The organism is Nonomuraea sp. NPDC003560 (assembly GCF_042878785.1).
Lineage (GTDB): Bacteria > Actinomycetota > Actinomycetes > Streptosporangiales > Streptosporangiaceae > Nonomuraea.
The window spans coordinates 351,020-372,808 of record NZ_JBIAOF010000001.1 but is presented as its reverse complement, the minus strand read 5'-3'; the positions used below and the strand labels follow the sequence as shown (position 1 = coordinate 372,808).

General features: G+C 72.3%; 21 protein-coding genes. 14 read left to right on the top strand and 7 right to left on the bottom strand.

The window, feature by feature from the left end; genetic code table 11:
- Position 1: 1 nt before the first annotated feature.
- Positions 2–802, bottom strand: coding sequence for a Nif3-like dinuclear metal center hexameric protein (locus tag ACFYUV_RS01810; RefSeq protein ID WP_387663902.1), 801 nt, complete (start codon positions 800–802; stop codon positions 2–4).
- Between the two features lie 117 nt (positions 803–919).
- On the opposite strand from ACFYUV_RS01810, the gene ACFYUV_RS01805 reads away from it, so the two are divergent.
- The 7 genes from ACFYUV_RS01805 to ACFYUV_RS01775 all read left to right on the top strand — a co-directional run bounded on the left by ACFYUV_RS01805 (position 920) and on the right by ACFYUV_RS01775 (position 8,660).
- A complete protein-coding gene (locus ACFYUV_RS01805; RefSeq protein ID WP_387663900.1) occupies positions 920–2,386 on the top strand; it encodes a flavin-containing monooxygenase in 1,467 nt (488 codons plus the stop codon).
- Between the two features lie 72 nt (positions 2,387–2,458).
- The gene (locus tag ACFYUV_RS01800) at positions 2,459–3,487 is read left to right on the top strand and encodes a dipeptidase (RefSeq protein ID WP_387663898.1); all 1,029 of its coding nucleotides are present in this window, start codon (positions 2,459–2,461) and stop codon (positions 3,485–3,487) included.
- Entirely contained in the window at positions 3,484–4,545 is a 1,062-nt protein-coding gene (locus ACFYUV_RS01795) for a M20 family metallopeptidase (RefSeq protein WP_387663896.1), read from the top strand. Before ACFYUV_RS01800 ends, ACFYUV_RS01795 begins: the two co-directional genes overlap by 4 nt.
- A gap of 149 nt (positions 4,546–4,694) precedes the next feature.
- Positions 4,695–5,108: an SSI family serine proteinase inhibitor gene (locus tag ACFYUV_RS01790; RefSeq protein WP_387663894.1), complete on the top strand. Its 414-nt coding sequence runs from the start codon at positions 4,695–4,697 to the stop codon at positions 5,106–5,108.
- 76 nt (positions 5,109–5,184) lie between these two features.
- A complete protein-coding gene (locus ACFYUV_RS01785; RefSeq protein WP_387663892.1) occupies positions 5,185–5,973 on the top strand; it encodes a GNAT family N-acetyltransferase in 789 nt (262 codons plus the stop codon).
- 61 nt (positions 5,974–6,034) lie between these two features.
- The gene (locus ACFYUV_RS01780; protein ID WP_387663890.1) at positions 6,035–7,471 is read left to right on the top strand and encodes an Nramp family divalent metal transporter; all 1,437 of its coding nucleotides are present in this window, start codon (positions 6,035–6,037) and stop codon (positions 7,469–7,471) included.
- Between the two features lie 67 nt (positions 7,472–7,538).
- Positions 7,539–8,660, top strand: a complete 1,122-nt coding sequence (locus ACFYUV_RS01775) for a C45 family autoproteolytic acyltransferase/hydolase (protein WP_387663888.1) — start codon at positions 7,539–7,541, stop codon at positions 8,658–8,660.
- On the opposite strand, the gene ACFYUV_RS01770 is transcribed toward ACFYUV_RS01775, so the two are convergent.
- The 3 genes from ACFYUV_RS01770 to ACFYUV_RS01760 are packed head-to-tail and all read right to left on the bottom strand — an operon-like array spanning position 8,621 to position 12,324.
- The gene (locus ACFYUV_RS01770) at positions 8,621–10,129 is read right to left on the bottom strand and encodes an AMP-binding protein (RefSeq protein WP_387663886.1); all 1,509 of its coding nucleotides are present in this window, start codon (positions 10,127–10,129) and stop codon (positions 8,621–8,623) included. The genes ACFYUV_RS01775 and ACFYUV_RS01770 overlap by 40 nt on opposite strands.
- On the bottom strand, positions 10,130–11,161 hold the full coding sequence (locus ACFYUV_RS01765) for an acyl-CoA dehydrogenase family protein (RefSeq protein WP_387663884.1): 1,032 nt from the start codon (positions 11,159–11,161) through the stop codon (positions 10,130–10,132). It lies immediately after the preceding gene.
- Positions 11,158–12,324, bottom strand: coding sequence for an acyl-CoA dehydrogenase family protein (locus ACFYUV_RS01760; RefSeq protein ID WP_387663882.1), 1,167 nt, complete (start codon positions 12,322–12,324; stop codon positions 11,158–11,160). Before ACFYUV_RS01760 ends, ACFYUV_RS01765 begins: the two co-directional genes overlap by 4 nt.
- Positions 12,325–12,487: 163 nt before the next feature.
- Between ACFYUV_RS01760 and ACFYUV_RS01755 the strand changes: the two genes are divergently transcribed.
- The 4 genes from ACFYUV_RS01755 to ACFYUV_RS01740 all read left to right on the top strand — a co-directional run bounded on the left by ACFYUV_RS01755 (position 12,488) and on the right by ACFYUV_RS01740 (position 16,289).
- Positions 12,488–13,837 (top strand): ATP-binding protein, encoded by a 1,350-nt coding sequence (locus ACFYUV_RS01755; RefSeq protein ID WP_387663880.1) that lies wholly within the window; start codon positions 12,488–12,490, stop codon positions 13,835–13,837.
- Positions 13,838–13,848: 11 nt separating this feature from the next.
- Positions 13,849–14,448, top strand: a complete 600-nt coding sequence (locus ACFYUV_RS01750) for a TetR/AcrR family transcriptional regulator (RefSeq protein WP_387663878.1) — start codon at positions 13,849–13,851, stop codon at positions 14,446–14,448.
- 69 nt (positions 14,449–14,517) lie between these two features.
- On the top strand, positions 14,518–15,495 hold the full coding sequence (locus ACFYUV_RS01745; protein WP_387663876.1) for a diiron oxygenase: 978 nt from the start codon (positions 14,518–14,520) through the stop codon (positions 15,493–15,495).
- The gene (locus ACFYUV_RS01740) at positions 15,492–16,289 is read left to right on the top strand and encodes an SDR family NAD(P)-dependent oxidoreductase (protein ID WP_387663874.1); all 798 of its coding nucleotides are present in this window, start codon (positions 15,492–15,494) and stop codon (positions 16,287–16,289) included. The genes ACFYUV_RS01745 and ACFYUV_RS01740 overlap by 4 nt, the downstream gene beginning before the upstream one ends.
- Before the next feature lie 28 nt (positions 16,290–16,317).
- Here the strand turns inward: ACFYUV_RS01740 and ACFYUV_RS01735 are convergent, their stop codons facing one another.
- A complete protein-coding gene (locus ACFYUV_RS01735; protein WP_387663872.1) occupies positions 16,318–17,079 on the bottom strand; it encodes a class I SAM-dependent methyltransferase in 762 nt (253 codons plus the stop codon).
- A 51-nt stretch (positions 17,080–17,130) separates the two neighbouring features.
- Here ACFYUV_RS01735 and ACFYUV_RS01730 point away from each other — a divergent pair, with 51 nt between their 5' ends.
- Both ACFYUV_RS01730 and ACFYUV_RS01725 read left to right on the top strand, forming a co-directional pair.
- A complete protein-coding gene (locus ACFYUV_RS01730) occupies positions 17,131–17,751 on the top strand; it encodes a copper resistance protein CopC (protein ID WP_387663870.1) in 621 nt (206 codons plus the stop codon).
- Positions 17,748–18,782: a CopD family protein gene (locus tag ACFYUV_RS01725; protein WP_387663868.1), complete on the top strand. Its 1,035-nt coding sequence runs from the start codon at positions 17,748–17,750 to the stop codon at positions 18,780–18,782. The genes ACFYUV_RS01730 and ACFYUV_RS01725 overlap by 4 nt, the downstream gene beginning before the upstream one ends.
- Here ACFYUV_RS01725 and ACFYUV_RS01720 read toward each other — a convergent pair.
- Together ACFYUV_RS01720 and ACFYUV_RS01715 are read right to left on the bottom strand one after the other, a co-directional pair.
- Positions 18,740–19,924: a hypothetical protein gene (locus tag ACFYUV_RS01720; protein WP_387663866.1), complete on the bottom strand. Its 1,185-nt coding sequence runs from the start codon at positions 19,922–19,924 to the stop codon at positions 18,740–18,742. The two genes, ACFYUV_RS01725 and ACFYUV_RS01720, sit on opposite strands and share 43 nt — an antisense overlap.
- Positions 19,925–19,993: 69 nt before the next feature.
- Entirely contained in the window at positions 19,994–21,334 is a 1,341-nt protein-coding gene (locus ACFYUV_RS01715) for a cytochrome P450 (protein WP_387663864.1), read from the bottom strand.
- A gap of 25 nt (positions 21,335–21,359) precedes the next feature.
- Between ACFYUV_RS01715 and ACFYUV_RS01710 the strand changes: the two genes are divergently transcribed.
- Positions 21,360–21,767, top strand: a complete 408-nt coding sequence (locus tag ACFYUV_RS01710; RefSeq protein WP_352321529.1) for a PaaI family thioesterase — start codon at positions 21,360–21,362, stop codon at positions 21,765–21,767.
- Positions 21,768–21,789: the final 22 nt, after the last annotated feature.

Sequence of the window (21,789 nt, the reverse complement as noted above, 5' to 3'; positions counted from 1 at the left end):
ATCAATATCCTCTTGTCCAAGCATCGGTGACCGTGGCGGAGACGCGCGTTTCAACGGTAACGCCACTGGAGCGCAGGATGGACGCCGCGCTGTCGAGCCAGGGCCACTCGGTGGCCCAGTGGGCGGCGTCGATCAGGGCGGGGCCACCGGACTCGACGAACTCACCGGCCGGATGGTGCCGTAGGTCGGCCGTGAGGAACACGTCGACGTCCGCGGACCTGGCCGCGCCGAGCAGCGAGTCGCCCGCGCCGCCGCTGACCGCGACGCGCGAGACCGGCCGGGCCAGGTCGCCCGCCACGCGCAGGCCGCCGGCGGTGCGCGGCAGCCCCTTGGCGGCCTGCGCGGCGAACTCCCCCAGCGTCATGGGCTCGGGCAGCTCGCCGATGCGGCCCAGGCCGCGCCAGGGGTCGTCGGGGAAGGGCTGGAGCGGTACGAGGTCGCCGGTCAGGCCCACGGCCCTGGCCAGGGCGTCGGAGACGCCGGGATTGGCGGTGTCGGCGTTGGTGTGGGCGGTGTAGAGGGCGACCTCGTGCTTGATCAGGCGGTGGATCAGGCGGCCCTTGGGCGTGGTGGCGGCCACGCTGGTGGTGCCGCGCAGGTAGAGCGGGTGGTGGGTGACGATCAGGTCGGCGCCCCAGTCGAGGGCCTCCTCGCCCACGACCGCGACCGGATCGACGGCGAACAGCACCTTGTGCACCCGCCGGGCGGGGTCGCCGCACACCAGCCCCACCGCGTCCCACGACTCGGCCCGGGCGGGCGGGTAGGCCGCCTCGAGCACCTCGATCACCTCAGTCAGCGTCACAGCAGCCACCTGCGCAGACTACCGGCCCGCGGAAGGGTCGCGCGGGGCGTGGCGGAGGGTGTCGCCAGAACGCGGTTCGGCGTACTGTAAGTGGATCCTGACTTCGCGGAGGACGGCATGGCACCCAGCGTCGCGATCATCGGAGCGGGCTTCGGCGGCCTGTGCATGGCGATCCGGCTGCGGCGCGCCGGGATCGGCTCCTTCACGGTCTTCGAGAAGGCCGCCGACCTCGGCGGCACGTGGCGGGACAACAGCTATCCGGGCGCGGGCTGCGACATCCCCTCGCACCTGTACTCGTACTCGTTCGAGAAGTACGCGAGCTGGACCCGCCGTTACCCAGCCCAACCCGAAATCCTCGCCTATCTAGAGCATTGCGCCGATAAATACGACGTCAGGCGAAAAATCCGCTTCGGCGCGGAAGTACGGCGAGCGGTCTTCGACGGCCGCCGCTGGCAGGTCACCAGCACCCACGACGGCGGCGAGCGCACCGAGGCGTTCGACGTGGTCGTCATGAGCGTGGGCCAGCTCAACCGCCCGCACCTGCCCGAGATCCCCGGCATGTCCGACTTCGAGGGCGTCTCCTTCCACTCGGCCCGCTGGAACCACGACCATGACCTCACCGGCCGCCGCGTCGCCGTGATCGGCAGCGGCTCGTCGGCGGCCCAGCTCGTCCCGGCCGTCGCCGAGCGGGCCGCGCACCTCGACGTCTTCCAGCGCACGCCCAACTGGGTGATCCCCAAGCCCGACGCCACCTTCGGCCCGCTCGCCCGGCTGGCCTTCCACTACGTCCCGGGCCTCCAGCGGGCCTACCGCGAATGGATCTACCGGTACGCCGAGGCCACCCTGTACCCGGCCCTGGCCGAGGGCTGGAGCTCCGGCCTGCTGCGGAAGCGCGCCCTGGCCCACCTGCGCGCCCAGGTCCCCGACCCCGTCCTGCGGGCGAAGCTGACGCCTGGCTATCCGCCCGGTTGCAAGCGCGTCGTCATCGACAGCGCCTTCTACCCGGCGCTGACCAGGCCGGACGTCGACGTCGTCACCGATCCGATCGTCCGGATCGGGCCGAAGGGCGTGGAGACCGCCGAGGGGCTGCGCGAGGCCGACACGATCGTGTACGCCACCGGCTTCCTGAGCACCGAGTTCCTGGCCCCGATGGAGGTCACCGGGCTCGGCGGGCGGTCGCTGGCCGCGCAGTGGCGCGACGGCGCGCACGCCTACCTCGGCATCTCGGTGCCCGGCTTCCCCAGCATGTTCCTGCTCTACGGCCCGAACACGAACCTCGGGCACAACTCGATCATCTACATGATCGAGTGCCAGGTGCGGCACGTCATGGCGTGCCTGGCGCGGGTGGCCGAGCAGGGGCCGATCGAGGTGCGTCCCGAGGCGATGGCCGCCTGGACCAGGCAGCTCGACGCGGCGATGGACCGCATGGTGTGGGGCGAGGGGTGCCGGAGCTGGTACAAGACGGCCGAGGGGCGGGTCACCAACAACTGGCCTGGCCCGACGACGCTCTACCGGCGGCTCACCGCCCGGCCGCCGCGCGGGGCGTACCGGAGGGTCGAGGAGATCCCGTCTTCGGTGCGGTGAACAAGATATGGGCAAAAAATCGGACTTGAGGCGCATTGGAGCAGGTCGGGGGCGCGCGGTAACGTCCTTCGCATGACGCTTCCCCTGCACCGGCGTGCCGTCGTGGCCGACACCCACAATGATCTCCTCATGGCGGTCGCCGCCCGGCCGCCCCAGCAGTGGGCCTCCTTCTTCCGCCGGCGGTGGCTGCCGCAGCTCGTCGAGGGCGGGGTCGACCTGCAGATCCTGCCGGTCTTCATCGACGACCAGTACCGGCCCGAGGGCGCGCTGCGGCAGACGCTGCGCATGATCGAGTGCGCCCACGTGATCGCGGAGGGCAACCCCGACGCCGTACGGCTCTGCCTCGACGGCTCGGCGATCGACGCGGCGCTGGCCGAGGGCAAGATCGCCCTGGTGCTCGCGCTGGAGAGCATGCCGGGGCTCGACGAGAGCGTCGAGCTGATCTCGACCGTCCACCGGCTGGGCGTGCGGGTGGCCTCGATCGCCCACTTCGGGCGTACGCCGCTGGCCGACGGCAGCGCCGAGGACGCCACCGGCAGCGGCCTGACCAGCCGCGGCGTGGCCGCCCTGAGCGAGATGGAGCGGCTGGGCATGGTGTTCGACGTCTCGCACCTCGGCGCGTCGGGCGTGGCCCACGTGCTGGAGCTGGCGACCAAGCCGGTCATGGCCACCCACTCCGCGGCCCGCGCGCTGCGCGACCACCACCGCAACCTCACCGACGACCAGCTCCGCGCGGTCGCCGCCACGGGCGGCGTGGTCTGCGTGAACTTCTTCGCCCCCTTCCTGGCCGAGCGTAAGGAGGACATGACGCTCGACCGCCTGCTCGACCACATCGAGCACGTCGCGCAGGTGGCCGGGATCGACCACGTCGGCCTCGGCCCCGACTTCATCCGCGAGGTCATGGACGATCTGACGCCCCCGTGCTGCGAGGGCCTGGAGCCCGACGACCTCGACTCCAAGGCGTCGATCCCCGGCCTGGAGGGTCCCGTCGGGCTGCCCATGGTGACCGAGGGGCTGCTCGCCCGCGGCCTGCCGGAGAAGGACGTCGCCAAGATCATCGGAGGGAACGTCCACCGGTTCCTCGGGGAGAGGCTGGCATGATCGAGGATCTGGAGGAGCTGGTCCTGTGCGAGTCGTTCTCGCGTGACCTCGCGGCCGTGGCCCGCAGCGCCGAGGTCGTGGCCGCGATGGGGGCCCGCCATCTGGGGGCCCGGCCGGAGTTCCTGGTGATCGACGGCGTCACCCATCTGCGCTGGTCGTTCGGCACGCCCAGGGTGCTGCTGCTCGGCCACCACGACACCGTCTGGCCGATCGGCACGCTGGCGACCCACCCCTGGTCGGTCGTCGACGGGGTGGCGCGCGGGCCGGGCGTGTTCGACATGAAGGCCGGGCTGGTGCAGACGTTCCACGCGCTCGCCGGGCTCGGCTCGCTCGACGGCGTCACGCTGTTGATCACCGGTGACGAGGAGCTGGGCTCGATCACGTCCGCGCCGCTGATCACGGACACCGCGCGGGGGCTGGCCGCCGCGTTCGTCATGGAGGCCAGCGCGGACGGCGGCGCGCTGAAGACGTCCCGCAAGGGCACGTCGATGTACACGCTGCGGGTGCGCGGCAAGGCGGCCCACGCCGGGCTGGAGCCGGAGAAGGGCGCGAACGCGGGCGTCGAGCTGGCGCACCAGATCCTGGCCATCGCCGCCCTCGGAGCCGGTGACACGACGGTCACCCCGACCGTGCTGCGCGGCGGGACGACGCTCAACACCGTCCCGGCCGAGGCGACGGTGGGGGTCGACGTGCGGGCGAGCACGGTGGCCGAGCAGCTGCGGGTGGACGCCGCGATGCGGGCGCTGGCCCCCGCGGTGCCCGGCACGCGGCTGGAGGTCGAAGGGGGCCCCAACCGGCCGCCGCTCGAAGCCGCGATGTCGGCCTCGCTCTACGCCCTGGCCCAGGACCTGGCCGGAGGTCTGGACGTGGGCCCGCTGACCGCCGCCGCGGTGGGCGGCGCCTCCGACGGGAACTTCACCGCGGGGGCCGGCTGCCCGACGCTCGACGGGCTGGGCGCGGTGGGCGGCGGCGCGCACGCCGACCACGAGCACGTGGTGGTGGCCGAGATGCCGCGCCGCGCAGCCCTCCTCCGCGCCCTGATCGAGGCCGTGCGCTGAAACAACCGGGGCGGGTCGGCGGGGAGCGGGTGTGAGCGGCCGGGACAGCATTCTGTCACTCCTTCACCAGTGGTATCGATATGGTGACTGCCTGTAGTCATTTGACGTGCGCCGCCACTCTCGGGGCGCACGTTGACCAGGGAGGTTCCATGAAATCCGTGCTGACCGCCGCTCGCAGGACGGCCGCCCTAGCCCTGTGCGCGTCCGCCGCGCTCGTCGTCCCGTTCGGGGCGAGCCCGGCCGGTGCCGCCGCCGCCGACGAGCCGGGCGTGCTGCTGTACATCACCGTCACGCCCAGCAACGGCGGCGGCGCGTACGCGATGCGGCTCACCTGCGACCCCGACGGCGGCACCCACCCGCGCCCGCGCACGGCCTGCGCCGAGCTGCACGAGGTCGACGGCGTGGTCAAGGACCTCAACGTCGACCCGGGCGCCTGCCCGCGCAACTACTCCCCCGTCTCCGTGCGCGTCAGGGGCCACTGGTACGGCCGCACGACGTCCTACGACAGGAAGTTCGAGAACGACTGCCTGATGGAACGCACGCTCGGGCCGCTGGTGAAGTGATCCCCGGCAGTCCCTGACATGCCCGTCCGCCGAGCGCGGGCGGGCATGCCGCCGTCCGGCGGGCATAGTGGGGGGCATGACGAGCCGGGAGGAGGCCGCCGAGGCGGCGGCCAAGAGTGGTGTGACCATCCGCGAATTGCACGAGATGGGCGAGTTCGCGCAGGTCTTCCGGCTCTTCGACGAGATCTGGCGGCCCGATCCGGGCAACGCGCCGATCAGCGTCGAGTTGATGGCCGGGTTCGCGCACACCGGCAACTACGTGGCCGGCGCGTACGAGGACGACGTGCTCGTGGGCGCGTCGGTGGGCTTCCGGGCGGCGGACGGCGCGCTGCACTCGCACGTGACGGGCGCCTCGATCGGCCGGGGCATCGGCTACGCGCTCAAGCTGCACCAGCGGGCGTGGTGCCTGGATCGGGGCCTGGACCGCGTCACCTGGACCTTCGATCCGCTCGTCCGCCGCAACGCCCGGTTCAACCTGGTCAAGCTGGGCGCCCGCCCGCAGGAGTACCTGCGCGACTTCTACGGCGTCATGGCCGACGCGATCAACGAGGGCGACTCCTCCGACCGCCTGCTGGCGGTGTGGCCGCTGGACGAGCGCCCGCTCGGGCCACGGGTGGAACCGGCCGAGGGCCGCGTCCGGGTGCTGGCCGAGGACGGCTCCGGCCCGGTCGTGCGGCCGGCCGACGCGGACGTCGTGCTGGTGGGCACGCCGCACGACGTCGAACGGCTGCGCGTGCACGACCCGGCGGCGGCCAGGGCCTGGCGGACGGCGATGCGCGAGGTGCTGGGCGGCCTGATGGAGTCCGGCGGGCGGGTGGACGGGCTCACCGGCCAAGGGGACTACGTGGTGACCCTGACCGGATAGTTCACCGGCGTAAGCGATCTGCGTAAGGTGACGGTACGGGAAGCCGACCGAGGAGATCCGCATGACGGACTTCACCCCCACCGTCCCCGCGCGAGTCCTGCCGTCCGTCGCCGTCCGCGACCTGCCCGACCCTCCCCGCTCGACCTGGCGCGTCATCGGCCCGGGGCTGGTCGGGGCGGGGGTGGGGCTGGCGTCGGGCGAGTTCATCCTCTGGCCTTACATCGCCTCCCAGGTGGGGCTGGTGTTCGTCTGGGGCGCGGCGGTCGGCATCGTCACCCAGTGGTTCCTGAACATGGAGATCGAGCGGTACACGCTGGCCACCGGCGAGACCGCGCTGACCGGGTTCAGCCGGATGTGGCGGCACTGGGGGCTGGTCTTCGTCGTGATGACGCTGGCCTCGAACCTGTGGCCGGGGTGGGTGACCACGTCCGCGACCATGGTGACGTACCTGACCGGGGCCGGGGCGGGCGGGGTGCGCTGGATCGCGATCGGCATGCTCGTCGTGATCGCGCTGGGCCTGACGCTGGCGCCGGTGATCTACACGGTCCTCGAACGGGTGATCTTCGTGAAGATCGCCCTGGTGGCCACGCTGGCGGTGGTCGCCATCCTGTTCGCGATCAACGCCGACAGCTGGGTCGAGCTGGGCAAGGGGCTCACCGTGGGCGCCCGCTTCCCGGCCGGGGAGCTCGGGATCGCCGTGCTCATGGGCGCCGTCGCCTACGCCGGCGCGGGCGGCGGCCAGAACCTGTGCCAGAGCAACTGGATCCGCGACAAGGGCTTCGGCATGGGCGTGTACGTCCCGCGCCTGGTCAGCCCGGTCACCGGCGAGGAGGAGGCGGCCGCCTCGACCGGCTTCCAGTTCCCGCCGACCGACGACAACCTGGCGCGCTGGCGCCGGTGGTGGCGCTTCGCCAACGCCGAGCAGGGCGCGACGTTCGCGCTGGTGTCGTTCCTGACGATCGGGCTGATGTCGATGCTGGCCTACTCGACCGTCTTCGGCCGGCCGGAGGTGGCGGGCAGGAACGACATCGGCTTCCTGAAGGTCGAGGGCGAGGTGCTGCAGGGCGTGGTCGGCACGTGGTTCGGGATCCTGTTCTGGCTGATCGGCGCGCTGGCCCTGTTCGCCTCGGCGATGGGCATCGTCGACTACACCTCGCGGCTGGCCTCGGACACGATCAAGACGGTCTACCTGCGCGACCGGCCCGTGTCGGTGAACCGCGTGTACTTCGTCACCGTCTGGGCGATGACGCTGGTCGGCATCGCGATCCTGCTGCTCGGGCTCGACCAGCCGCTGATCCTGCTGGTGTTCTCGGCCTGCTTCGCGGCGGTGATGATGTTCGTGTACTCGATCCTGCTGATCGTGCTGAACCGGCGGGCGCTGCCGGAGGCGATCAAGGTCAGGTCGTACCGGCTGGGGGCGCTGGTCTGGTCGGTGCTGTTCTTCGGGACGCTGACCGTCCTGGTGGTCGTCCAGCAGGTGCAGAAGCTGACCGGCTGATCGCCTGGCGGCGGGCGGTCAGCGGACGGTAGGAGCCCGGTCAGCGGGCGGCGGCAGCATCGGCGGCATGACCAACATGACCTGCGTGGCCGGCGGCAATGACGACTTCCAGCTCGTCACGCACCTCACCGTCACCGGCAGCCAGTTCGAGATCGGCCGGGTGCTCACCGAGGAGGCCCGCCGGCTCGGCTGGTCGCCCAGGACCGCCGACCCGGCGGTGATCAGAGCAAGGATGTCCTGGTTCGAACGGAACTGGCCGCAGCACCACGCCCGCATGGACGGCGCCGCCGCGGCGCTCGGCCTCGACCCCGACCAGGACGAGCTGGCCCTCGACGGCTGGAACTACGTGCCCGCGGGCGCCGCCTGCTCGGCCCTGTGGTGCCCGCCGTCCGCCTCCGCCGACGGGCACGGCAGGGTGGGCCGCAACTACGACTTCTTCCTGCACACCACCAGTCAGCTCATGGGCGAGCCGGCCCGCCCCGGCGAGCTGCCCATGGCCGCCCGCCCGTACGTGATCAGCACCGTGCCCGACGACGGGCTCGCCTCGACCGTCATCACCATGAACGGCCTCGACGGCTGCATCGACGGCATCAACGAGGCCGGCCTGGCCGTCATGCTGCTGATCGCCGACGCCGAGACCGCTGCCCCGCCGCGGCTGGACGTCCCGCAGGTCGGGCTCGGCAGCCTGCAACTGCCCCGGTTCCTCATGGACACCTGCGAGACCGCGGCCCAGGCAAGGCAGGCGCTGCTGGGGGCCAAGCAGTACGACCTCGGCCTGCCCCTGCACTACCTGGTCGCCGACGCCCACGGCCAGGCGTTCGTGTGGGAGCGCGGCACGGACGGCACCGAGCACGCCGTCGAGTTCGGCGACGGCCCGCTGTGCGTCACCAACCACCTGCTGCACCGCCATCCCGACCCGATGGCCCTGCCCGCCGACACCCCGGCGAGCCTGGGCACCTACGGCCGGCTGCGCACCCTGTACGAGCGCAGCAAGGGCGCCACCATGTCCGCCGAGGACCTGCGGGACAGCCTGCGCGCGGTGCGGCCGGCGGAGGATGCCGCCGGGCCGTTCCGCACGCTGTGGACCACGGTCTTCGACACCGCCGACCGCACCCTCGCCACCCGCTTCTACCTCGGCGACGGCCGCGACTACAGCGAGGAGCTGGTGTTCCCCGCCTCGGCCAGGTAGCCCTCGCGCACCTTCGAGCGCGACAGCTTGCCCGTGGGGGTGCGCGGGAGCCGGTCGCGGTACTCGACGACCTTCGGGTGCTTGAACCGGGCGAGCCGGGGCCCGCAGTGTTCGAGCAGCTCGGCGGTGAGCTCGGGGCCCGGCTCGACGCCCTCGGCGGGCTGGACGAGCGCGACCACGTTGTGGCCCCACTCCTCGTCGGGCACGCCGATGACGGCGACGTCGGCCACCGCGGGGTGCTCCAGCAGCGCGGCCTCGATCTCGGCGGGGTAGATGTTCACCCCGCCGGAGACGATCAGGTCGGTGCGCCGGTCGCACAGGAACAGGAACCCGTCGTCGTCGAGGTAGCCGATGTCGCCGGGGGCGTACCACTCGCCCAGCATGCTGGCGGCGGTCTTGGCCGGGTCCTTGCGGTACTCGAAGGAGCCCATCGAGGACTTGACGTAGATCATGCCGGGCTCGCCCGGCGGCAGCTCCTCGCCCTTCTCGTCGCAGATCTTGGCCTCGAACGTCGGCGCCGGGCGGCCCACAGTGCCGGGCCTGGCCAGCCAGTCGTGCGGCTTGACGGAGAAGGCGATCGTGGACTCGGTGGAGCCGTAGTACTCGTACAGCACCGGGCCCCACCAGTCCATGATCGCCTGCTTGACGGCGACCGGGCAGGCCGCGGCCGTGTGGATGACCTGGCGCAGGCTCGACACGTCGTACTTGGCCCGGACGTCCTCGGGGAGCTGGAGCATGCGGTGGAACATGGTCGGCACCATCATGGCGTTGGAGACGTGGTGGCGCTGGATCAGCTCCAGGATGTCGACCGGGTCGAACCTGGGCGCGATCACCACCGTGTGCCCGAGGTGCAGCGCGAACTGGGTGTGCGCGCAGGGCGCCGAGTGGTACATGGGCGAGGTCACCAGGTGCACGGCGTCGCCCGGCGCGAGGTCGACGACCTCGCCAAGGAACCACGTGTACAGCGGCACGAGGGCCTCCGGCTCGGCGTCGGGCAGCGGGCGCTGCACGCCCTTGGGGAAGCCGGTGGTGCCGGAGGTGTACCACATGACCGCCCCGGCCGTACGTCCCTCGGGGGCGTCCGCGGGCTGCCCCTCGGCCAGCCCGGAGGTGCCGATCTCGGCGCCCGGCACGGCGTGCGCGGCGTCGGTGACGACGACCTTGGCGTCGCAGTCGGCCAGGATGTAGGACACCTCTGACTCGGTGAGGTGCCAGTTGACCGGCACGTAGTAGAGCCCGATCTGGCCGGTCGCCATGAGCATGACGACGGCGTCGACGCCGTTGGGCAGCACGCCCGCGACCACGTCGCCCTTGCCCAGCCCGCGGGCCCGCAGGCCGTGGGAGACCTGGTTGACCCGGGCGAGCAACTCGCCGTACGTGGTCCGCGTGCCGTCGGTGTCGATCACGGCCAGGCGGCCGGGGTCGGCGGCGGCGATGGCGTAGAAGCCGGGAAGGCCGCTGATGTCCATCTACAGCTCCAGGAGTTCCGCGAGACGGGCCCGGTGGATGCGGGGCGGGCCGAGCAGCACCTCGTCGGCCTTGGCCCGCTTGTAGAACAGGTGCGCGTCGTGCTCCCAGGTGAAACCTATGCCGCCGTGCAGGAGCAGGTGGTCGCGGGCGACCTCGAAGCAGGCGCGGCCCACGTACGCCTGCGCCAGGGCGGCGGCGCCGGGCAGCTCGGCGGGCGACTCGTCGGCGGCCCAGGCGGCGTACCTGACGATCGACTCGGCCTGTTCGAGCTTGCCGTGCATGTCGGCGAGCTTGTGCTTGACGCCCTGGTAGGAGCCGATGTAGCGGCCGAAGGCGACGCGGATCTTGGCGTAGGCGACGATGGCGTCCAGCGAGGCGCGCAGCACGCCGAGTTGCTCGGCGGCGAGCGCGACGCACAGCCGGTCGCCGATGCCGCTGCCGGCGGGCGGACGGCCGAGCACGCGGGCGGGGGCGTGCTCCAGGGTCACCCGCGCCTGGCCGCGCGTGAGGTCGAGCGTCTCCAGCGGGGTCCGCGTGACGCCGGGGCCGGCCAGGTCGACGGCCACCAGCAGCACGCCGCCGTCGCCGGGCGCGGGCGCGAGCAGCACGTCCGCCTCCATGCCGGACAGCACCCGGGGCAGGGCGCCGGTGACGGCCGTGCCGTCGAAGGCGAGGTCGCTCTCGGGCTGGACGAGCGTGGCGGCGACGCGGCCCTCGGCGATGCCGCCCAGCAGCTCCTTGTCCGACACCTGGGTGAGCGCGAGCGCGGCGAACTGGGTGGCGAGGAAGGGGCCGGGCAGCAGCGCGGCGCCGGTCTCCTCCAGGGCCACCGCGAGGTCGGCGAGCCCGGCCCCGGCGCCGCCGTGCTCCTCGGGGACGGCCAGGCCGGACAGGCCGAGCTCGCCGTTGAGCCGGGCGTACACCTGGGGGTCGTAGCCCTCGCGGGCCTTGCGCAGCGGCGAGGCGGCGCGCAGGAAGTCGCGCACGGCCTCGCGGAGCTGCTGCTGTTCCTGGCTGAGTACGAGCTTCACCCCTGCGTCCCCACCTTCAGGTCCTTGAACGGCACGGTCTTGTCCACCCGTGGCTCCGGCGGCAGGCCGAGCACGCGGTCGCCGACGATGTTGCGCATGATCTCGTTGGTGCCGCCGCCCAGCGCCATGCCGGGGGCCAGCGAGATCGACCGGGACAGCGGGTGGTCGCCGACCACGGACTCGGGGCCGACGAGCTGGGTGGCGAGGTCGGCCTGGAACAGGGTCAGCTCGGCCAGCAGCAGCTTGGCGGCGCTGCCGCGGGCGCCGGGGAAGATGCCCGCCCTGGTCTCCTGAGCGAGCCGCTGGTTGAACAGGGCCAGGGCGCGGCTGCGGATGTGCAGCTCGACGAGCTGGTCGCGGACCAGCGGGTCGCTGGTGTCGAGCGTCTCGCGCAGCGCCTCGAAGGTGGCCGGGTTGTCCTTCTGCCCGCCCATGCCGACGCCCGCCGAGATCGACAGCCGCTCGTGCAGCAGAGTGGTGACGGCCACGCTCCAGCCGTCGTCGACCTCGCCGATCCGGTGCTCGTCGGGGATCGTCACGTTGTCGAAGAAGATCTCGTTGAAGTTGGCCCGGCCGGACATGTCCTTGAGCGGCCTGACCGTCACGCCGGGGTGGTGCATGTCCATCACGAACATGGTCAGGCCGCGGTGCTTGGGCACCTCGACGTCGGTGCGGGCCAGCAGCAGGCCCCAGTCGGCGTGGTGGGCGACCGAGGTCCAGACCTTCTGGCCGTTGACGACCCAGGTGCCGCCGTCGCGTACGGCGCGGGTCTGGAGGCTGGCCACGTCGCTGCCGGCGCCCGGCTCGGAGAACAGCTGGCACCAGACCTCCTCCCCGCGCAGCAGCGGCCGGACGAACCGCTCGCGCTGCGCGTCGGTCCCCCGGTCCACCAGCGTCGGCCCGGTCATGCCGAGCCCGATGGAGAAGACGTACGTGGGGAGGGTGTAGTCACGCGCCTCGGCGGCGAAGGCGCGCTCCTCGGCCTGCGTCAGCCCCTGGCCGCCCCACTCCCGCGGCCAGGTGATGCCGGAGTAGCCGGCGTCGTACAGCCTGGCCATGAACTCCTTGGCGCGGGCGAGGGCGTCGGCCCCTGACTGATCGTCGGCCGGGACGTTGTCGCGCAGCCACTCCGCGGCGGCACGCCGATACTCTGCAAGGTCCACATCGACTCCTTGGCATCAGTGTTCACTTACTCTAGTCAGGTCGCGGCGGCACGCATAGAGCAATGCTCTGGAGGCCCATTCGGCTGCATTTGTCGCCGAATCTCCGCTAATTAGGACCACTCCCGCCTCCTGTGATCATCTGGTCGTCGGAGGGTGCGTGCGCATGTTCAGACGCTGGTCCGTGCAACGGCGGCTGACGCTGGCCGCCCTGCTGTGCGCGCTGGCGGGTTACGGCGTCACCGCGCTCCTCGTCACGCCGCTCTTGCACACGCTGGCCACCGGCTTCCTCACCGAGCAGACCGCCGGCGCCGCCCGCCGCATCGCCTTCGTCGTCGAGCGGGACGCGCCCGGCCGCCTGCGGCCCGTGGCCGTCACCGAGGGCACCGACCTCATCCAGGTCGTCGACGCGGACGGCCGGATCCGGCAGGCCAGCCCGCGCCTGACCGGTCAGCCGCCGCTCAGCACCAGCACCGCCACCGGCGCCGACGCCCGTCTCGACACCACGTCCTGCACGAACCGGCTGCGCGGCGTCCACTGCCTGATCACCGTCGGCTTCCGGGCGCACGTCGGCGGCAGACCCTGGATGATCTACGCCTACACCCCCCAGCTCCCCTGGTACATCAGTCCCTGGTACCCGCCGGCCACCGCGCTCGGCGTGCTGCTGCTGGCCGCCGTCACGGCCTGCGTGGCCTGGCTGACCGCGCGCAAGGCGCTGACCCCGGTCTGGGCGATCAGGGACGAACTGGCCGAGATCACCGCCACCGACCTCGGCCGCCGGGTGCCCAGGGGACGGCACCGGGACGAGCTCGACGACCTCGCCCGTACCGTGAACGAGACCCTCGACCGGCTCGAACGCGCGGTGGAGCAGCAGCGCAGGTTCGCCTCCGACGCCTCCCACGACCTGCGCAGCCCGATCGCGGCGATGCGCACGCAGGTCGAGGAGGCGATGCTCGCCCCCGAGGAGACCGACTGGCCCCGGACCGGCCGGCGCGTACTTGAGGGCCTCGACCGCCTGCAGAACATCGTCGGCGACCTGCTGACCCTGGCCCGGCTGGAGGCCGGCGCGCCCGGCCGCCGGGAGCCGGTGGACCTGGCCAGGCTGGTGCGCGAGGAGTTGCTCCGCCGTCCGGAGCGCAAGCCGGTGGAGACGCGGCTGCGCTCGGGGGTGGTCGTCGAGGGCGACGCGCTGCGGCTGTCCCGCCTGCTGGCGAACCTGCTCGACAACGCCGAGAGGCACGCCGATACCATGATCACTGTGACTGTGGGTGAACACGAGGGACGGGCGGTGCTGGAGGTGCTCGACGACGGCGCCGGCATCGCCGCCGACCAGCGCGAAGCCGTCTTCCGGCGGTTCATCCGGCTGGCCGACTCCCGCCGCCGCGACGCCGGCGGCACCGGGCTCGGCCTGCCCATCGCCCGCGAGATCGCCGAGGCCCACGAGGGCACGCTCACCATCGAGCCCTCCGAACGCGGCGCCCGGTTTGTCCTACAAATACCGTTGATCAGTAGTTAGAGTTACTCGCTGTGACACCCACTTTCAGCCGATTAAGGCGCGAAGACCTCCTCAAGACGGCCTGCGAAGTGATCGCCGAGCAGGGGTTCGGTCACACCCGGACCCTCGACATCGCCCGCGCGGCGGGCGTCAGCCAGGCGTTGCTCTTCTACCACTTCGACACCAAGGACAGGCTGTTCGCGCAGGCGTTCGGCTACGCGGCCAGGCTGCATCTGGATGCGCTGTCCGACATCGAGGAGTCCCCCGCCGGCCCGCTCGAACGGCTGCGCGCCCTGCTGCGGCGCTGCTCGCCGGTGATCCCCTCGGACGAGTGGCGGCTGTGGATCGACGCCTGGGCCGAGGCGATGCGCAGCCCGGAGCTGGCGGAGATCTCCCGCCGGATCGACGCGCGCAGCCGTTCGCTGCTGCGCTCGATCATCGAGGACGGCGTGCGCTCCGGCGCGTTCGCCTGCGGCGATCCGGAGGAGGCGGCCTGGCGGATCTTCGCGCTCATCGACGGCCTGGCGGTCCAGACGCACGTGCATCCCCACATGCTCTCGCGCCGCCGGGCCGCCGTCCTGCTGCGTACGGCGGTCGCCGGAGAGCTGGGGCTGCCCGTCGAGAACCTGTGACCCGGGCCCCTCTTCCACGCCTATTGGATCCTTCGTACAATTACAAGGGCGAGGAGAGGAGCACCCGCGATGACATCCGCACCGAGCTCTGCCGCCGCCAGGGAGAACGACGAGAGGATCGCCGACCGCACCGCCTACGAGGCCGTCGTCGAACGCCTGTCGAAGGCGTCGGTCGACAGACACTGGGAGCCCTACCGCGACATCCCGTGGGACGACCCGGAGTTCCGCGTGGACCAGGCCGACCCGCGCTGGGAGCTGCCCGAGGTCGACAAGCTGGGCGGCCACCCGTGGTACCGCAGCCGCTCCCCCGAGGTCCGCGCCAGGATCGGCCTGTGGCGGGTCGCCACCGCCATGAAGATCGGCCTGCAGTTCGAGAACCTGCTCAAGCGCGGCCTGCTCAACTACGCCTACCGCCTGCCGAACGGCTCCCCCGAGTTCCGGTACGTCTACCACGAGACCATCGAAGAGGGACATCACGGGATGATGTTCCAGGAGTTCGTGAACCGCACGAAGCTCCCGATACGCGGCATGCCGCGGCCGCTGTCCCTGGTCGCCCAGATCGCGCCCTGGATCCCGCTGATCTCCACCGAGCTGTTCTTCGTCTTCGTCCTGGGTGGCGAGGACCCGATCGACCACGTGCAGCGTAAGGTGCTGAAGGACGGCCGGGCCCACCATCCGCTGGAAGAGACGATCATGCGCATCCACATCGCGGAGGAGGCCAGGCACATCTCCTTCGCCCGCCACTACCTCCGCGACCGCGTGCCGCGCATGCCCCGCCACCGGCGGATGTTGCTGAGCGTGATCTCGCCGGTCGTGCTCGGCGTGATGGCCCGCATCATGCTCGCGCCGCCCGGCCCGCTGATCAGGCACTTCCGCGTCCCGCCGCAGGTCGTGGCCGAGATCTACCGCGACAACCCGGCCGCCCGGCGTGAGATCCGCGACTCGGTCGGCCGCACGCGCGAGCTGTGCGCCGAGATCGGGCTCGTCAACGTCGTCAGCAGGAAGGTCTGGCAGGCCATGGGGATATGGGCGGAGCCGGGCCGGTGAAGGTCGCGGTGGTGACCGGAGGCGCCTCCGGGATCGGCCTCGCGGTGGCGCGGGAGCTGCGGCGCAGGGGCGTGACGGTGGTGATCGCCGACGTCGACGAGCGGGCGGGCAAGCAGGCCGCCGCCGACTCCGGGCTGGAGTTCGCCCGGCTCGACGTCACCGACGCCGAGGCCGTGGCCGCGCTGGTCACCCGGGTGAAGGCCGAACGTGGGCGGCTCGACTTCCTGTTCAACAACGCCGGCATCGCGGTCGGCGGCCGCACCCGCGAGCTGACGCTCGACCACTGGAACCGGACGATCGACGTGAACCTGCGCGGCGTCGTCCACGGCGTGCACGCGGCCTATCCGATCATGGTGGACCAGGGCTTCGGGCACATCGTCAACACCGCGTCGCTGGCCGGGCTGGTGCCCGCGCCGCTGATGCTGCCGTACACGACGAGCAAGCACGCCGTGGTCGGGCTCTCGCTGGCGCTGCGGGCCGAGGCGGCCGCGTACGGGGTGCGGGTGAGCGTGGTCTGCCCGGGGTTCATCGACACGCCGCTGCTCGACCACGCCAACCCGGGGCTGCCGCAGAACGAGATCGCCGCCCACGCCAGGAGCGCGGCGGTGCGGGCGCAGGGGCGGCTCTATCCCGTCGACGCGCTGGCCGGGGACATCCTGCGCGGGGTGGCCAGGAACAAGGCGCTGATCGTGGCGCCGGCCTCGGGCCGGATCGCCTGGCGCGCCGCCCGGCTGTGGCCGTCGGCGGCGGTGCGGGTGGCGGGCCTCGCGGTCCGGCGGCTCACCCGGCGCTGAGGCCCGTCCGTCCGGGCCACCGGACCGGTCAGGCCGGACGCCGGGCGATGAGGACCTCGGTGGTCGTCGTCAGCTCCCAGCGGCCCGACGGCTCGGCGGCCAGCAGGGCGGCCCTGGCCGCCTCGACGAACGCGGGCAGGCGGTCGCCGAGCCTGGCCGGGGCCGTGTAGGAGTAGGAGAGCTGCAGGCCGAGCACGGCGTCGAGGTCGTAGGCCAGGCGGTGCTCGTACCGGCTCGACTCCAGCTCGGCGAAGGGCGAGGCGGCCAGCACGTCGTGGTGGTGCTCGCCGGTCCGCTGGAAGGAGCCGGCGGCCGTCCAGGTGTTCGCCCCGAACTCCTCGCGCACCCGGCGCATGACCGGCTCCCACGGCTCCTCGGCGGGGTCGCGGGTCGGGCCGACGAGGGCGACGACGCCGCCGGGCGGCAGCAGCGCGTCGAGGTCGGCCAGCACCGCGCGGCGGTCCATCCAGTGGAACGACCGGCCCATCACGACGTGACCGAACGGCGGCAGCTCCCGCAGCGTTGTCGAGTCGCCGCGCAGCCAGCGGACGCCGGGCACGCCCGCCGCCAGCCGCCGCCCCTCGGCCAGCATCTCCTCGTCGGGGTCCACGGCCAGCACCTCGCGCACCCGCCCGGCCAGCGGGATCGCGATCGTCCCCGGGCCGCAGCCGAGGTCGAGCACGACGCCGTCCGGACCGAACGCGCGGGCCAGCCGGTCGATGGCCGGATCGCCGTGCCCGGGCCGGTACTTGGCGTAGTAGGGCGCCGCGCCGCCGAAGAGGTCCGTCATGGGTGGGACCATATACGGGTTCGAGACTCGTTCGATGGAAGGTTTTGATCGGTGAGGCGGCTACTCACGGTCCTGTTGCTCGCGTGCGCCGCGGTCGGGTTCGCCCTTCCCGCACAGGCGCACAACGTGCTGGTCGGCAGCGATCCGAAGGACGGCGCCACGCTGTCCGCCTCGCCCGCGCGGGTGACGCTGGTGTTCGACCAGGCGGTGCGCCAGGGCTACGCGCAGGTGGGCGTGACGGGGGCGGACGGCTCCTCGTGGGCCGACGGCGCGGCGGAGGTGGCCGCCGAGCGGGTCTCCGTCAAGGTCAGGCCGCTGCCCGCGGGCGGCTCGTACGTGGTGGGCTACCGGATCCTGTCCTCCGACGGCCATCCGGTGACCGGGAAGATCAGCTTCACCATGGCCGCCTCCGCCACCGGCGTCTCGGCCGGGCAGGCCGAGCAGGGCGACAGCGCCGAGGCGGCCGAGGCGGCGGCCAACGGCGGGGCCGGCATGGCCGTCGTGTGGATCGTGGCCGCGCTGCTGCTGCTGGCCGCGGGCACCGCCGTCGCCCTCCGCCGCGCCACCCCCGCCGGCGCGGACCCGGCGGACACCTCGGCCACGTCGGCGACCTCCGCCGCCGCCGAGCCCGCTGAGGGCGCCGCCTCGTCCGAGGGCGGGACGCGGGCGTGACCGCGACCGTCTCCTCCCGTTCCGGGCAGCAGGCGCTTGGCGGGCGGCTCGTCGTCGGCGCCTTCGTCGTGTGCGGGATCGTCGCCGCCGTGGCGGCGTCCACGTTCACCGCGCAGGAGTCCGTGCCGGGCATCCCCATGCCGGGGCCGGTCGTGGCCTACGGCCTGCCGGTCGTCCGGGTGCTGCTCGACCTGGCCGCCGTCGCCGTGGTCGGCCTGAGCCTGGTGCCCAAGCTGCTCGGCTTCGACGACCCCGACGCCACCGAGCCGGTGCTGCGCCGGGTGCGTCCGCTCGCCGTGCTGGCGGCCTGGGCGTGGGCGATCTGCGCGCTGCTCACCATCGTGTTCCAGACGGCCGAGCTCAATCCGGGCCGGGTGCCCACGTTCGGCCTGATCGCCTCCTACGTCGAGGAGGTCGGCACCGGGCAGGGGCTGCTCTTCAGCGCGGCGTGCGCGCTGGCGGCGGCGGGCATCGGGCTGATGGCGGTCAGGTTCGGCGAGAAGGTGCCCGCGGAGCTGCGGATCATCGTGGCGCTGTTCGGGCTGCTGCCCATCCCGGTCACCGGGCACGCGGTCAACTCCGTCTGGCACGACCCCATCATGATCTCGATGGAGATCCACGTGATGGGCGCGGCGGCCTGGGCGGGCGGCCTGGCCGCCACGGCCGTGTTCGTCGCCCCCCACCGGGGGCTGCTGGCCGTGGCGCTGCCGAAGTTCTCCAGGATGGCCACCGTCTGCCTGCTCCTGGTCTCGCTGTCCGGGCTGGTCACGGGGCTCGGCACGATGGCCCTCACGCCCGGCGTCGAGCTGCCCGGCGCGATCCTGACCAGCCACTACGGCGTGCTCGTGGTGATCAAGACGGCGCTGGTGGCGCTGCTGGTGCCGCTGGCCGCCCACATCCGCTTCCGCCTGCTGCCGGTGATCCGCCGCGGCGGGGCCACCGCCCTGGTGAGCTGGACGGCGGCCGAGGTGGGCGTGATGGGGCTGGCCTACGGGGTGGCGGTCGCGATCACCCGGGCCTCGATCGGCTGAGCCCGCCGGTCGCGCCGCCCGGCGAGCCATTCGGCGGCCAGCCAGGCGACCATCAGGCCGAGCCCGGCCCACAGGGCCGACGACGTGACCAGGGGCGGGGCTCCGTACAGGCCGGTCTGGCCCTTGATCGCGCCGTAGACCGGGCCCAGGGCCGCGTTCTGCGCGACCAGCGCGCCGTAGGCGCCGGCGGTCACCACGGCCGCCCCCACGACGGCGCGCACGGCCGGGACGCGCACCAGGAACGCCAGGTCCACCAGCAGCCCGGCCGCCACGAAGAAGAACGGCACCGCCGACGGCGGGAAGCCGCCGAAGGTGAGCAGCGGCCAGATCAGCGTGCGGAATCCGACGTACGCGCCGGCCACCAGCGTCGCCGCGCCGAACCTGCCGATCAGCAGCCTGGCCGCGACCAGCACCGACAGCCCGCCGACGACGGCGTAGACCGGGTAGAGGTAGTCGGGCACCGGCAGGGTGAACCCGGCCATCATGATCCGGTCGACCGGACGGCCCATCTGGTCTGCGGCGAAGCGCAGCAGGATCGGCTCGGCGTAGGTGGCCTGGTTGTCCCAGGCGCCGAGCGACAGGATGCCGTACTCCTGGTGCTGCTCGGGGAAGTGCACGTTCTCCAGGAAGAACGCGAGGAAGGCGCCCAGCACGACCGTGCGCTCCCGGCCGGGGGGCGCGCCCATGAACCAGCCCCTGATCACACCCATGATCATGAAGAACGTTCCGACGTAGAGCATGATGTGCGACGGGCTCCACGAGGTGATGTCGAGCCCGTTGACGCGGTGGTTGATCAGGTCGAGCGGCACCGCGACGAGGAAGATCCCGGTCCCCCACTGGATGAGCCGCAGCGCCGCCTTGTCGACGCCGTAGCCGGTGTAGCCGTGGACGACGGCCAGCACGACGACGAGGGCGGTGCCGGCGGAGTTGAGCAGGTGGGGCGGGGCGAGGTCGTCGCGCAGCCATTTGAAGTGCCACGAGACGTCCCAGGCCGAGCCGAGGAGCTTGAGCGTGAGCGCCACCAGCCATCCGAAGTAGAGAACCCGGAACAGGTCTTGCGGCGTCTCGCGCCCCGCCTGGCCTCTGGTCCAGTACGGCAAGGCCCATGCCGCGGCCTTCTTGAACGATGCTGGTGACTTCACGGCGCAAATCTTACGGTCATCCGGCCCATCGGTCTCAGATGTCCCATTTGTCTGGATGAGCGGCGGCCTTCAGGCCGGGCGGCGGGTCAGGCGTACCGGGAGGTGTTTGAGGCCGTTCTGGAAGTTGGAGGTGAGGCGTACCGGGGGGCCGGTAAGTTCGACGTCCCAGGCGAGCAGCTCGGCGAAGACCGCCCGGAGCTGGACGCGGGCGAGGTGGGCGCCGAGGCAGAAGTGCGGGCCGAACCCGAAGCTGACGTGGTCGTTGGGGGTGCGGGCGACGTCGAAGCGGTCGGGGTCGGCGAAGACGGCCGGGTCGCGGTTGGCCGAGGCGTGGTAGACGACCACCTTCTCCCCCGCCTGGATGCGCCGGCCGCCGAGCGTCAGGTCGCGGGTGGCCGTGCGGCGGAAGTCCATCACCGGGGGCCAGTGGCGCAGCATCTCCTCGACCGCGGACTCCAGCAGCGACGGGTCGGCGCGCAGCCGGGCCAGCTCGGCGGGGTGGCGCAGCAGGCTGAGCAGGCCGCCGGGGATGCCGTTGCGCAGGGTCTCGTTCCCGGCGACGGCGAACAGGAAGAACATGTTCTCGAACTCGGCCTCCGTCAGGCCGCCCTTCCTCATGGCGGACATGACGGACTCGTGCGGGGTGTCGGCCAGGGCGTGGGCATAGGCGAACATGTCCGTCAGCGCGGCCCTGGACCTGGGGTTCATGCCCGGTTCGAGCTCGGGACGGGCGGCGACCGCCAGCCGGCCCACGGGGGTCAGGGACTCGACCTCGGCCGTGGACAGGCCGGCGTAGTCGTCGTCCTGGTAGCCGATGACGCGGGAGGCCCAGTCGTACAGCAGCCGCCTGTCCTGCTCGGGCACGCCCATCACGTGGGCCAGCGTCCAGACCGGCAGGTCGGCGGCCACCTCGACGAAGTCGCATTCACCGGGCGCGAGGAGCGCGGCCACCCGGTCCTTGATCGTGCGTTCCAGGGCGCGGACCGCGCGCGGCGTGAAGGCGGCCGCCACGATCCGGCGCAGCCTGGAGTGCTCGGGCGGGTCCATGTTGAGCATCATCGACCGGACGAACTCCAGGTCGGCAGGGGTGTCGGGGTCGCGGATCTGGGTGGCGCCGAGGTGGGAGGAGAAGTCGTCGGGGCTGCGCAGCACCCGTTTGACGTCGGCGTGCCGGAACACGCCCCAGTAACCGGGCCCCTCGCGCCAGGGGCCGACGGCCGGCTCGGGGATCCAGCAGACCGGGCTCTCCCGGCGGAGCCGGGCGTACAGGTCGTAGGGGACGCCCGCCGCGTAGGTGGACGGCAGGAACACCTCGGCCAGGTCACGCTCCTCCCCCTGCCCGGGGTTGTCCACAGGACGCTCCCCCCGCTCTGGGTTGTCCACAGGACGCTCGCTCCGCTCCTCCGCCATGCCCTACAGCGTGCATGATGAGCGCGTGACTCCAGAAGACGCACAGGCGATTCTCCGGCAATACTTCGCTCCCTGGATCCAGGAGCTCGGGCTGCGGGTGGAGGAGGTGGGCGAGCGCCACGCCGTCGTCCGGCTCCCCTGGTCCGACTCTCTGGCCAGGGAAGGCGGCGGGTTGTGCGGCCAGGCGATGATGGCCGCCGCCGACACCGCCACCGTCGTCGCGATCTCCTCCGCCAGGGGCGGGTTCGTGCCGATGACCACCGTGCAGCAGTCGACCACGTTCCAGCGGCCGGTGGTGGGCCGCGACGTGCTGCTCGACGTGCGCGTCACCAAGCTGGGGCGCTCGCTGGCCTTCTCGGAGGTCACGCTGACGCCCGACGGCGACGGCGATCCGGCCGCGCACGCCTCCACCGTCTACGCGATCCTCGGCTGAGGGCCGTCTCAGGGATCTCTCA